Origin of the sequence: Chromobacterium sp. LK1 (assembly GCF_001043555.1) — a bacterium.
Lineage (GTDB): Bacteria > Pseudomonadota > Gammaproteobacteria > Burkholderiales > Chromobacteriaceae > Chromobacterium > Chromobacterium aquaticum.
Map to the genome: position 1 here is coordinate 18,678 of NZ_LDUI01000031.1, position 12,412 is coordinate 31,089.

General features: G+C 64.1%; 9 protein-coding genes. 3 read left to right on the forward strand and 6 right to left on the reverse strand.

Annotation, left to right across the window (positions count from 1 at the left end; genetic code table 11):
* Positions 1–22: 22 nt before the first annotated feature.
* The gene (locus VI26_RS14095; protein ID WP_048410397.1) at positions 23–355 is read right to left on the reverse strand and encodes a hypothetical protein; all 333 of its coding nucleotides are present in this window, start codon (positions 353–355) and stop codon (positions 23–25) included.
* An 80-nt stretch (positions 356–435) separates the two neighbouring features.
* Positions 436–1,023, reverse strand: a complete 588-nt coding sequence (locus VI26_RS14100) for a phage tail protein (RefSeq protein WP_048410398.1) — start codon at positions 1,021–1,023, stop codon at positions 436–438.
* A 350-nt stretch (positions 1,024–1,373) separates the two neighbouring features.
* Here VI26_RS14100 and VI26_RS14105 point away from each other — a divergent pair, with 350 nt between their 5' ends.
* Positions 1,374–3,644, forward strand: a complete 2,271-nt coding sequence (locus VI26_RS14105) for a DNA internalization-related competence protein ComEC/Rec2 (RefSeq protein ID WP_048410405.1) — start codon at positions 1,374–1,376, stop codon at positions 3,642–3,644.
* Between the two features lie 7 nt (positions 3,645–3,651).
* Here the strand turns inward: VI26_RS14105 and VI26_RS14110 are convergent, their stop codons facing one another.
* The 4 genes from VI26_RS14110 to VI26_RS14125 all read right to left on the reverse strand — a co-directional run bounded on the left by VI26_RS14110 (position 3,652) and on the right by VI26_RS14125 (position 8,600).
* Entirely contained in the window at positions 3,652–4,545 is an 894-nt protein-coding gene (locus tag VI26_RS14110; RefSeq protein WP_048410399.1) for a response regulator, read from the reverse strand.
* A complete protein-coding gene (locus VI26_RS14115; protein WP_048410400.1) occupies positions 4,520–7,108 on the reverse strand; it encodes an ATP-binding protein in 2,589 nt (862 codons plus the stop codon). Before VI26_RS14115 ends, VI26_RS14110 begins: the two co-directional genes overlap by 26 nt.
* A 51-nt stretch (positions 7,109–7,159) precedes the next feature.
* The gene (locus tag VI26_RS14120; RefSeq protein WP_048410406.1) at positions 7,160–7,942 is read right to left on the reverse strand and encodes a ParA family protein; all 783 of its coding nucleotides are present in this window, start codon (positions 7,940–7,942) and stop codon (positions 7,160–7,162) included.
* A gap of 175 nt (positions 7,943–8,117) precedes the next feature.
* Complete coding sequence (locus VI26_RS14125; RefSeq protein WP_048410401.1) at positions 8,118–8,600, reverse strand: surface-adhesin E family protein; 483 nt, start codon at positions 8,598–8,600, stop codon at positions 8,118–8,120.
* A 377-nt stretch (positions 8,601–8,977) separates the two neighbouring features.
* On the opposite strand from VI26_RS14125, the gene recQ reads away from it, so the two are divergent.
* Positions 8,978–10,780, forward strand: a complete 1,803-nt coding sequence (recQ, locus tag VI26_RS14130; RefSeq protein WP_048410402.1) for a DNA helicase RecQ — start codon at positions 8,978–8,980, stop codon at positions 10,778–10,780.
* Between the two features lie 85 nt (positions 10,781–10,865).
* Complete coding sequence (argJ, locus tag VI26_RS14135; RefSeq protein WP_048410403.1) at positions 10,866–12,083, forward strand: bifunctional glutamate N-acetyltransferase/amino-acid acetyltransferase ArgJ; 1,218 nt, start codon at positions 10,866–10,868, stop codon at positions 12,081–12,083.
* Positions 12,084–12,412 lie beyond the last annotated feature (329 nt).

The following is a 12,412-nucleotide window of genomic DNA, read 5'->3' on the forward strand; positions in this document are numbered from 1 at the left end:
CATGGGCTGTCGGCAGTCCGGCTCAATTGAACGGCAGCTGGAAATACGCCCGCGCCGGATCACGTCCTGCCGGAATCACCCGGCCTATCCACACCAGATCCAGCCGTATCGCCGTGCTGTGCTCGGTGGCCGGCAGCTCCAGTTGTCCCACCGCGTCGGCCATGTCGGTGGCGCCATCGCTGGCCAGCTCCACCACGAAAGGGGTGCGCCGCGCGCTCTGGTGGGGTGATTGCGCCTGCGGACGCAGTTTGACCGCCTGCACCTGCAGCGCGATGTCGGGATGTTCCGGATTGCGGAAAATGCAGTGTTTGCCAAGCAGGTGCATGAAGTCTTCGGCTTGAACGGTGGCGAGCATGTGGATTCCCCTTATGGAGTGCGGCCGCCGTCCATCTGCGATGGCGGCGGCCGGAGACGGCGTTAAGCCGCGTATTTTGATTATGGACGAACCGGGTACAGACCGTTGATGGCGATGCAGAAGTTCAGCGCCAGGAAGGGGTTGAGCACGCTGACCGGAGTGTTGCCGCCGGTCAAGTCAGTATTGCCGGTGGCGGACAGGCCTTGCACCGACACCGGGTTGTTCAGCGCGGTGGACCAGATGGTGGCCAGGCCAGTACCGGCGCCGGATGCGCCCAGATAGGGGTTGCTGGCGCTGGGCGCGCTGGCCGGCGTGGCCGGCGTCGGCGTGCCGGCGGCGTGGAAGGTCACCGCCATGGAGGTAGCGGTGTGGGAGTGCGCCGGCAGGTTGGCCACGGAAAGCGCCACGTTCTGGGTGCCGCCGAACTGGCCGGGGTTGTAGGCCGGCAAGTTGTAAGTGGGTTGGGCGGGACCGGTGCCGATGGGCATGCGACCGGTCAGATTGGGCAGCTTGAAGTTTTGCGAGGGCGTGCCGCCGTAGAGCGTGCCCAGCAGCGAGTACAGTGCTTCGTATTGCGAGATCTGATAAGTCTGGCCCTGGCAAAGCGCCCAGTCCTGCGGCGCGTAGTTGAAGCCGTAGACCGTGATGGTGCCCATGTATGCGTCCATAGTTCCTCCTTGAGATTGGTCCGCCGGATGTTGGCCGGACGAGTAAAACGGAATGAAGTCATTGTCAGAGGCAGGGGGCCGCGGCATGCCCGCGCGCCGCGCGGCCACGGAGACTGCGGCAGCAAGGAGCGGGCCGTGGCGGCGCGGTTTTCACCGCGCTTGCCCTAGGTTGTAGTTCAGCGGACGTTTAATGCAATACGCATTAGTACTGGTTCTACTTTTCCATTTTTCCTGCTATGGCCGCCGCGAAGCGGTGGCGTGAAAACCATTCTGCATGTTTGGCGCGGCCGTGTTTAGTGAATGTGTTTAATAGATTGCGGCGGTTTGGCGCGCTGCCTAAGATGGCCGGCATGCCTGTATTGATCGCTCTGTTATGCGGCATCGCCTTGTGCGCCGCGCTGCCGGACTTGCCGGACCCGGCCGGCTGCGTTGGGCTGGCGGTGGGCGCGGCGGCATTGGCGGCCTGCCTGCCGCGGCGGCTGCGTCCTTGGGCCGCGCTGGTTCCGGCTTTGCTGCTAGGGCTGGCTTACGCTGCCTGGCGCGCGGAGCTGCGGCTGGTCCAGCAATTGCCGGAAGCCTGGCAGCAGCGGCCGGTGGCGTTCATCGGCGCGGTGCGCGGCTTGCCCTACGCCGGCGAATACGGCACCCGACTGCAGATGGAGGTGGAGCGCACGCTGACGGATGGAGTCAATCTGCCGCAAACCGTGCAGCTGACCGATTACCGTCAGCGGACGTGGCCCTCCGGCAGCCGCTGGCGGGTGGAGGCGCGCTTCAAGCGCAGCCGCGGCACCGTCAATGCCTTTGGTTTCGATGTCGAGCAATGGCAGTGGTCGGAAGGCGTGCAGGCCAATGGCGTGCTAGGCCAGGACGAGCGTCGCCTGGATGACAGCGTCGCCGCGCTGGCCTGGGTGGACCGCGCGCGCGCTGCGCTGGTGGCGCGCATCGAGCGGATATTGGGCGACAGCCGGGAGGCTGCGCTGATCGCGGCATTGACGGTGGGCGCGCAGCAGCGGGTGGCGCGCGAGGATTGGCAGCTATTTTCCGCCACCGGCCTGACGCATTTGATCTCGATCTCCGGCCTGCACATCACCATGCTGGCCGGTCTGAGCGCGGCGGCGCTGTCCTGGCTGCTGCGGCGCTGGCCGCCGCGCCGGCTGCCGCCCAGGTTGGCGGTGGCCGGGGGCGCGTTCATGGCGGCGGCCGCGTATGCGCTGCTGGCCGGGTTCTCAGTGCCCACCCAGCGCACCTTGTTCATGTTGGGCGTCGGCTTGGGCGCGCTATGCCTGCGGCGTGGCCTGTCGCCGTTCCGCATCTGGTGGCTGGCGCTAGCTGTGGTCTTGGTGATGGATCCTTTCTGCGTGCTGGCGCCGGGACTCTGGCTGTCCTTCGGCCTGGTGGCTGCCCTGATGGCCAGCGCGATCGCCCGCCGCCGCGCGCCGGGCAAGTGGCGTGCGGCGCTGGCCGGCCAGTGGGCGGCCGGAGTATGCACGCTGGCGCCGCTGGTGTGGTGGTTTGGCGGCGTGCCGCTGGTGTCGCCGCTGGCCAATGCGCTGGGGATTCCCTATGTATCGCTGCTGCTGACACCGCTGGCGCTGGGCGCGGTGCTGCTGCCTCTGGAGTGGCCGCTGCACCTGGCGGCGTGGCTGGTGCGCGGTTTCTACTTGGGAGTGGAGTGGCTGGCGCAGGCGCCGGGCTTGGCGGTGGCGGGGTCGCCGTTGCCGGTGTTCTTGCTGGCGCTGTGGGGCTCGCTGTGGCTGATCGCGCCGCGCGGGGTGCCAGGCCGCAGCTTGGCGGCGCTGATGCTGTTGCCGATGCTGGTCTACCAGCCGTCCCCGCCGGTGGCGGGCGCATTCCGCGCCACCATGCTGGACGTGGGACAGGGGCTGGCGGTGTTGGTGCAGACCCGGAGCCGCACGCTGTTGTTCGACACCGGCTGGGGCGGTGTGGACCGGGTGTTGCTGCCGCAGCTACGTGGGCTGGGGGTGCGACGCCTGGACCTGCTGATGCTGTCGCATCGCCATAGCGACCATGATGGCGCGGCGGCGGAACTGGCGGCGGCCTTGCCGCCGGGAAGGGTGCTGGCCGGCCAGCCGGAGTCCTTGCCGGAGCTGGGGCTGAGCGGCGAAGGATGCCGGCCCGGTCAGAGTTGGGTATGGGACGGCGTGCGCTTCGATGTGCTGGGCCCGCCGGATACGGCGCCGGCGAATGACGAGAATGCGCGCAGCTGTATCTTGCGGGTGGCCGGCCCGCGGCATGCGCTGCTGTTGAGCGGCGATGCGCCGGAAACAGTGGAGCGCGCGCTGGCCGCGCAGCCGGGCCTGCGCTTGCGCAGCACGGTGCTGGCGGCCGGCCACCATGGCAGCCGCACCGCCACCGGCGCGGCCTGGCTGGCCGCGGCGCAGCCGGAGGTGGTCTTGATCAGCGCCGGCTACCTGAACCGCTACCGTCATCCGCATCCTTCGGTATTGAACCGCTTGCGCGAGGCCGGCATCGCGGCGCTGCGCACCGATCAGGATGGCGCGCTGACGCTGGAGTTTGGCGACGGGGTGGAGTGGAGCTGTCTGCGCGACAGCCAGCGGCGCTATTGGCGCGCGCGCGGCACTTGCGGGGAGCCGCCCTGATGCGGTTTCAACGCTGGCTGTTGACGCGGGCTTCAACGATGTTGCCGCACCCCTGGTAATAGAGGCCGTCGAAAGACAGTTTGCGCGCGATCAGGATGCCGCGGCCGTGGCTGGACATCAGCGAGGCCGGTTCGGCATTTTGATAACGTTCCCAGTCGAAGCCCGCGCCCATGTCGCTGATGGTGAAGCGCATATGATCCGGTTCGCGGCTGAAATCGACACGAACCTGGCGCTGGCCGCGCTCCGGGTCCTGCATGCGGCGTGTCAGTTCGGCCTCCCATTGTCCTTCTGCGATGAAATGGCTTTTTTCATCGAAGCTGATGTCGAGATTGCCATGCTCGATGGCGTTGACCAAGAGTTCGAACAGCCCGGTGGCCACCCGCTCCGGCTGGGCGCAGGTCTTGGCGAGCAGGGCGGTGACGGTCTGGGCCTCCTTGTGGCTGCGGAAGGAGAAGCTGGCCTGGTTCAAATGGCGCAAGGCGTCGACATGCAGATTGGCCAATTCGCGGAAATGGGCGTAGCGGTCCCAGTGGCCGATGGCGGCTTCTACGATGGCCAGCAGCATATCGCGGGAGAATGGCTTGGTCAGGTAGTAAAAGGCGCCGGCGGCCAGGCCCTCCTGCACGCTGGAGGCCGCGCCCATCGCGGTTTGCATGATGACGGGCAGGAACTCCAGCCGCGGCTCGCCCTTGATGCGCTTGAGCACGTCGAAGCCGCTGATGCCCGGCATCATTTTATCCAGCAGCACGGTGGAGAAGGTTTCGCCTTCGCGCTGCAAGATGTCCAGCGCGGTTTCGCCGTCCTCCGCCAATGTGACCTCATAGCCGGCGTCTTGCAGCAGCTCGGCCATCAGCTCCAGGTTGAAGGGTTCGTCGTCAACGAGCAGTAGTTTGTGGGGCATGGTTGTTACCCTCCGTGGCGCCGGCCGGGCTGACGCGCGGAATGATGAAGGTGAACAGCGCGCCGCGGCTTGGCAGATTGCTGGCGAAGATGCGGCCGTGGTGGGCGGTGATGATCTCGCGGCAAATGGCCAGGCCCAGACCGGTGCCGCCGGCGCCGGTCTTGGTGCTGCTGCTCTGGATGAATTTGTCGAAAATGGTTTCCAATTCCGTTTCCGGCACGCCGGGGCCGGCGTCTTCCACGGTGACGATCACGTTTTCCCGCTCCGCGTCCTGGCGCAGCGCGGCATTGACGTGGATCTCCCCGCCGTGAGGGCTGAACTTGATGGCGTTGGACAGCAGATTGCGCATCACTTGGCCGATGCGGAAGGGGTCGATGTCGGAGCCCAGCTTGTCTGGGGTGCAATTCAGGTAGATGTGGACATCGTTGAGCGCGGCCAGCGGCGTCATCTCGTCGCAGATGTCGCGCAGGCATTGGCACAGATTGTTGTGGCCTATGGTGTATTCCATGCGTCCCACTTCCATCTTGGCCAGGTCGAGCAGGTCGTTGAGCAGGGTCAGCAGCCGGTTGCCGCTGCTCTGGATGCGGCTGAAATACTGTTCCATCTTGTCGTCGTGCTGCCCGCGCGAGCGGGCTTGCCCCATTTCGGTGAAACCGAGAATGGCGTGCAGCGGCGTGCGCAGCTCGTGGGACATATTGGCCAGGAATTCGGTCTTGGCGCGGCTGGTTTCCTCCGCCAGCACCTTGGCGTGGCGCAGGGTTTCCTCCAGCGCGCGCTGGGCGGTGAAGTCCTGGTACAGCCAGATGGTGCCGAGCTTGGGCACCGAGGGATTGATGGCCTTGCCGTATAGCCGGCACCAGAACAATTTACCGGTGCCGGTGCGCAGCCGCTGCTCGGTCTGCACCACCTTGCCGTCGTTGAGCAGGCTGTACAAGGCCTTGCCGGTGCGTTCCCATTGCTCCGGGGATTCAAAGAACGGCAGCGTGCTGTGGCCCAGGATCTCGGTTTCCCTGTGCTCGAACAGGTCGAGGAAGGCGCGGTTCACCTGGAGCAGATGGCGGTCCACGATATAGGCCATCGCCATCGGGCTGGCGTCCAGCAACGCGGACAGCTGGCGGCTTTGCACCTCCACTTGTTCGGCCAGGCTGTTTTTCAGTTCGATCAGCGCGGCCTCCTGTTCCTTGCGGATGGAGATGTCGCGGCAGACCACCACGTAGAACCAGTCGTCCGGCAAGGTCACTCGGCTCAGCGATAGCTCCACTGGCAGCAGATGCTCGTCGCTACGGCGCAGATTGGCCTCGAACGGACGGCCTTCATGTTCTTGGGCGATGTGTTCGAAGCTGCGCGCCGGATCGCGGTCGTGCAACTCGTCCAGCAGCTTGCCTATCGGCAACTGGCGCATCATGTCCGCCGACTGGCCGATCAAGCGCGCCGCCGCCGGGTTGAGCTGCAGTACCAGGCCGCGGTGGTCGATCAGGATGATGGCGTCGGAACTGGCCTGCAGGATCGCGCGCTGGCGCGCCTCGCTTTGCGCCAGCGCCTGCTCCGACATCACCCGGTCGTTGATTTGTTCGCGCAAAGTGCGCGTGTTCAGTTCCAGTTGCTGCTGGCTGCGCTTGAGCTGGTCCTGCATCCGCTTCCGGGATAGCGCCTGGCGTTGTTGCAGCCAGAACAGCGCCAGCAGAAAGCCGGCGGTGGTGGCTAGCACCGCCCAGTGGGTCAGCCGTAGTCGCGGTTCCAGATTGTCCTGCGGGTAAGTGCCGAACAGCAGTTCGTTGCCACCTAGATTGTGGCGGATGGTATACAGCGGTGGCGCGGACGGCAGCGGCTGAGTGGGCTGTGAGTCCAGCAGCGGGGAGTCCGGCTGCTCCTGGGCCCAGGCGACGATGCGCACATGGCGCAGCGGGCTGGAGGTGCCGGGTTCGCGCTGGCTGTCCTGGATCAGCTTGTCCTTGCGCAGGTTCAGCAGCAACAGGGTATTGTCGTCGTTCAGGCGCGCAACGATGTCCAGCCGGCTGCCGTTGCTGCCGGGCAAGGCCGTTGGCATCAGCACCGGCTGGGTGCTGTGGCGCGCCAGGTCCATCTTGCGGCGGGCATTGCCTATGCCGCCCAGGTCCAGGCCCTGCGGCAGCGCATTGCTGTCGTCCGGCAGATAGCTGGATACCGGGTAATACAGCGGGCGGCGCGGACTGGGCGTCAGGTGACGGTCCTGCAATACGCGTATGCTGTTGGCGATGCGATTTTCAAAGGCTTCGCGCTGTTCCGGGCGCACGTATTCGACGATGCCCAGGCCGCCGAACGGGGTGTCGTCACGTATCGTGCCGCGCGCCAACTCGGCCAGCGCCCGCGGCTGCGGGCTGTTGGCCAGGCTTTGCGCCAGCAGGGCGGAGTGGTCCAGCAACGCTTGCAGCCGCACCCGCAACAGTTCGGCGCTCAGTTCGCCCCAGTAATGCTGGCGGTCGATGAGCTCGGCGCGCTCATCGTTGAGCAACAGCCAGTACTCGGCCGATAACAGGCAGATGCTGAGCAGGCCGCTGGCCATCAGCGAACTGAGACGGTTCAAGGAGGGGCACCCCGGCGCGCGCAGGCCGCGCCCGGCTGCGGAGCGGCTTGGCTAGGTCCGGCGCCCATTGTGCGCCAGCTCCTGATACAGGGCTTCGAATTCGCGCGACAGTTTATGGCGTGGATCCAGGTATACCATGGGAAGCGCCGCATCATGTGACTCCCGGATTTTCACGGAGGAAGACAGCGGGGACGACAACACCGGCAGGCCTTCCTGCTTCAGTTCCTCCACCAGCCGTGTCGGCAGGCTGGCGCGGGCCTGGAACTGATTGACCACGATGCCCTCGATGAACAGATCGGGGTTGTGATCGGCGCGGATTTCTTCGGCGTTTATTTTCAGGTTATAGAGCGCCTGGCGGGAAAAGGCATCGCAGTCGAATGGGATCAGGCAGCGGTCGGCGGCGATCAGTGCCGAACGGGTGAAGAAATTCAGCGCCGGCGGAGTGTCGATCCAGATCTCGTCGAACTGCTCGCTCACGCTGTCCAGCGCCTCCTTGAGCTTGAACATCTTGTAGCGGGCTTCCAGCTTGCCCATCAGCTCGGAGAGCTCTGGATGCGAGGCCAGCAGGCTGAGGCCGGCCAGCGGCGTGGCGCGGATGAAATCCGCCGGCTCCTTGCTGAACATGGAAATGCTCAGCATCTGCTCGAACAGCCCGGCCAGCGATGGCGCGTCGCCGGTGGCCGCGGCGCCCAGCAGGTAATGGCTGGCGTTGCCCTGAGGGTCCAGATCGACCAGCAGCACCCGCTTGCCCTGCTTGGCGGCGACGGCGGCCAGGTTGACGGTAATGGTGGACTTGCCCACCCCACCTTTTTGATTGAAGACCACTCGTCGGATCGCTTGCATGGGTGCTCCAGGCATGGGCCGGTTGGGCGGCGCGGCCGCTAGGCAGAGGGCTTGCGTTCGCGCGCGGCAAGGATCAAGCCGCGCGCGGGGCGGGCCGGATTTGGAACGGATTCACGATCCGCGGGCGTCTTGTCTCGTCTTGGCTCGCGAAATCGTGAACACGTTCTCAGAATCCGGGTTCGCCCTTGCATACCAGCAGCATCTGTTGATAGCTGGCCGAATTTTGCACTACCGGCATAGGTTTTATCTGGTTGTCATTATAGGTGAAACTGGCGATCTGGCGGCCGTTCTCGTCGAACAGCACCATGTCCAGCAGGCGGAAGGTGCGTTGCGAACAGTCAATCTGCCAGCTATTGATCGACACCTTGTGGCGCGGCGTGGACAAGAAGTTTTCCTTCTTCAGATTGAAGATGGTCTTGCGGTCGCGAAAACTGACCAACTGTCCCTGCTTGCGAACCGACAGCTTGTCCAGCTCGTTCAGGATATTGCCGTTGGGGGAGACCCCCAGGTTTTGCCAATCGGCGTTTGCCGGGCTGGCCCCGGATGTCGTCGGCTTGCCGACCGGCGCCGGGCTGGGCGCCTTGCTCGGCGCGCTGGCGCAGGCGCTGATTAGAGCCGTTGCCAACAGTACTGGCCAAATTTTACGCATTGATGCCTCCACGAAATCGCCGTCAGTGTCGCACAGCCGGCGGAGCGCTCCAAGCCTGATGCGCCGAACCGGCCGGCGTGGGCGTCGGGAGGTTGGCATGGGGGCCTTCGACACCGATGGCAAGCAAAAAATTCATAATGCCGTATAAATATTTTTTGCCTAAATATCGCAAAAAATAAATACAAAAAAAGGAACTTCGCCAGTGTCCCACAGGTCCATGGTAGTGCGAGAGCATTTTTCCTCTTCGTTTCACATTGTCTCCATCCAACTTTATGGCCGCTGCACTCCAGCGGCCCTTTTTTTGCCCATTTCACCCCAGGCGGGACGCTGCCGGCCACTTGCCGTACAATAAGCCCCTTCACGCAAGATGATGGCTTATGCAGGACGCGCTCTCCCTACTCAATCAAATCTTCGGCTACCCCGAATTCCGCGGGCAGCAAGGGGAGATTGTCGACCACGTTGCCCACGGTGGCCACGCACTGGTGCTGATGCCCACCGGCGGCGGCAAAAGCCTTTGCTTTCAGATTCCGGCGCTGATGCGCCCCGGCGTCGCCATCGTGGTGTCGCCGCTGATCGCGCTGATGCAAGACCAGGTAGCCACCCTGGTGGAGCAGGGCGTGGCCGCCGCCTGCCTTAATTCCGCCACCCAATTGGACGAGGCGCGCGATATCGCGCGCCAGGCGCGCGCCGGCACGCTGGATCTGCTTTACGTGGCGCCGGAGCGCTTGCTGACACCGCGTTTCCTCGAATTCATGTCGCAGCTGAACATCAGCCTGTTCGCCATCGACGAAGCCCATTGCGTCAGCCACTGGGGTCATGACTTCCGCCCGGAATACCAGCAGCTGGGATTGCTGGCCGAGCGTTTTCCGCTGGTGCCGCGCATCGCGCTGACCGCCACCGCCGACGAACAGACCCGCGCCGACATTCTTCATTACCTGAAGCTGCAAGACGCGCGCGTCTTCCTGTCCAGCTTCGACCGGCCGAACCTGTTCTACCAGGTGGTGGAAAAGCACAACGCCAAGAAGCAGCTGCTCGACTTCATCCGCAACGAATATCCCGGCAGCGCCGGCATCGTTTACTGTCTGTCGCGCAAGCGCGTCGAAGACACCGCGCAATGGCTGTGCGACAACGGCATCCACGCCTTGCCCTACCACGCCGGTCTCAGCCACCAACAGCGCGATGCGAACCAGCGCGAATTCCTGCGCGATGAAGGCGTGGTCATGGTGGCCACCGTCGCCTTCGGCATGGGCATAGACAAGCCGGACGTGCGTTTCGTCGCCCACATCGACATGCCCAAGAGCCCGGAGAATTTCTATCAGGAATCCGGCCGCGCCGGCCGCGACGGCCTGCCCGCCGCCAGCTGGCTGTGCTACGGCCTCAACGACGTGGTGCAACTGCGGCAAATGATAGAAGGCGGCGAAATGGCCGAGCTGCAAAAGCAGGTGGAACTGGGCAAGCTCGACGCCATGCTGGCCTTCTGCGAGGCAGCCTCCTGCCGACGTCAGCATATCCTGGCGCATTTCGGCGAACAGAGCGGCCGCTGCGGCCATTGCGACAACTGTCTGCATCCGCCCATTACCTTCGACGCCACCGTGCCGGTGCAAAAGCTGTTGTCCTGCATCTACCGTGTGGAACAGCGTTTCTCCGCCGGCCACGTGATCGACGTGCTGCTGGGCCGCGCCAATCAAAGCGTCGGCCACTACGGCCACGACAAGCTGTCTACTTTCGGCATCGGCCGCGATTACAATCAGCGCGCCTGGCGCTCCATCATCCGCCAATTGGTGGCGCGCAAGCTGCTGCATGTCGACATTGCCCGCGGCCAGTCGCTGGTGCTCAGCGATGAGTGCCGCGCCGTGCTCAAAGGCCAGGAAAAAATCTACCTGCGGCCGCTGGCCGACGACAAGGCCGCGCGCAGCACCGCCAGCGCCGACCGCTGGCTGCGCACCGAGCGTGAAGAACGGCTGTGGCAGGCGCTGCGCGGCTGGCGCCGGCAGATGGCGGACGAGCACAATGTGCCGGCCTACGCGGTGTTCTCCGATCGTACCCTGCGCGACCTGGTGGAGAAGCACCCGACCTCCCGTGCCGGCCTGGCCAAGGTCTATGGCCTGGGCGAACTCAAGCTCGCGCGTTACGGCGAGGCGCTGCTCGAACTATTGAGCGCGGCGGCGGCCGAGGGCTGAACGGAAGCGCCGTTTTTGTTTCCGGTCCGGCGGATCAAATCCGCTACAATCGATGCGAATAATATTGATTGATCTGGAGCGATAGATGGCAGTAAACCTGGAAGTCCTGAGTGATGATGCTCTTCTCCCCATTCCCGGCCTGACGCTGAGCGTCGCCGCCGCCGGCATCAAGAAAGCCGAGCGCAACGACGTGCTGGTCATCCGCCTGGACAAAGGCAATACCGTCGCCGGCGTATTCACTCAAAACCGCTTCTGCGCCGCCCCGGTGCAAATCTGCAAGAAGCATCTCGATGCCGGCGTGCAAATCCGCGCGCTGGTGATCAACACCGGCAATGCCAATGCCGGCACCGGCGAGCAAGGGCGCCAGGACGCGCTGCAAGTTTGCCGGACACTGGCGGATGAATTGGGCTGCCAGGTAGAACAAATCCTGCCGTTCTCCACCGGCGTGATCCTGGAGCCGCTGCCAGTGGACAAGATCGCCGCCGCGCTGCCGCGTCGGCAAGACACCGGTTGGGCCGATGCCGCCCGCGCGATCATGACCACCGATACCGCGCCCAAGGCGGTCAGCGCTCGCCTGACATTGGATGGTTACCCTGTCAGCATCACCGGCATCTCCAAGGGCGCCGGCATGATTCATCCTAATATGGCCACCATGCTGGGCTTCATCGCCACCGACGCCGCCGTGACCCGTCCGGTGCTACGCCAATTGGTCAAGGAAGTGGCCGATGTCTCCTTTAACTGCATTTCGGTGGATGGCGACACCTCCACCAACGACAGCTTTATTTTGATGTCCACCGGCCAGAGCGGCGGGCCGCTGATCGACTCGACGCAGCATGCCGGCTATGCCTTGTTGAAGGCGGAACTGATCAAGGTCGCCACCCGTTTGGCGCAGGCCATCGTCCGTGATGGCGAAGGCGCCACCAAATTCATCACCGTCAAGGTCGAAGGTGGCCGCTCGTTTGAAGAATGCAAGGATGTCGCCTATGCCATCGCACGCTCCCCACTGGTGAAAACCGCTTTCTTCGCCTCCGATCCCAATCTGGGACGTCTGCTGTGCGCGATCGGCTATGCCGGCGTGCAGGACCTGGATGTCGATCGCCTGGAGCTGTATCTGGACGAGGTGCTGGTGGCGACAAACGGCGGGCGCAACACTCTATATAGAGAAGAAGATGGTCAGCGGGTGATGGCCCAGCCGGAAATTACCGTCAGAGTCGACTTGGGTCGAGGCGCGGCGGAAGCCACGGTGTGGACCTGCGACTTCTCCTATGACTATGTAAAGATCAATGCGGATTACCGCAGCTGAGCAAGGCGTTTGAGCCGGTTTGGCATCGCCGCACGCCAGAATACAGGCCCCCGCTTCAGAAAAAGCCCCGTGAATCGGGGCTTTTTCGCATCCAGTAGCGTTGCCTCTGCATGGGTTTGCCGGAGCGCCGGAGAGAAGTTGTTCCGGCTCAGTATGACGGTTCCTTTACAAATCAAAAGCTTGCCGGCGCTGTTTGCGAAATGTCAGTCTTTTTTCAAAATAGGTGTTGACGGGTCTGGGGGCGTGACGTATAGTTCGCCTCCTCAGCAGACAACGCAGCGACGGAAACGAAACGCAGCGACTGCACTGATCTTTAACAGAACGAATAA

Excerpts from the sequence above, each read along its gene's own strand:
- VI26_RS14110 (WP_048410399.1), bottom strand. The coding sequence starts at position 4,545 with ATGCCCCACAAACTACTGCTCGTTGACGACGAACCCTTCAACCTGGAG.
- argJ (WP_048410403.1), top strand. The coding sequence starts at position 10,866 with ATGGCAGTAAACCTGGAAGTCCTGAGTGATGATGCTCTTCTCCCCATT.
- VI26_RS14095 (WP_048410397.1), bottom strand. The coding sequence starts at position 355 with ATGCTCGCCACCGTTCAAGCCGAAGACTTCATGCACCTGCTTGGCAAA.
- recQ (WP_048410402.1), top strand. The coding sequence starts at position 8,978 with ATGCAGGACGCGCTCTCCCTACTCAATCAAATCTTCGGCTACCCCGAA.
- VI26_RS14125 (WP_048410401.1), bottom strand. The coding sequence starts at position 8,600 with ATGCGTAAAATTTGGCCAGTACTGTTGGCAACGGCTCTAATCAGCGCC.
- VI26_RS14100 (WP_048410398.1), bottom strand. The coding sequence starts at position 1,023 with ATGGACGCATACATGGGCACCATCACGGTCTACGGCTTCAACTACGCG.
- VI26_RS14105 (WP_048410405.1), top strand. The coding sequence starts at position 1,374 with ATGCCTGTATTGATCGCTCTGTTATGCGGCATCGCCTTGTGCGCCGCG.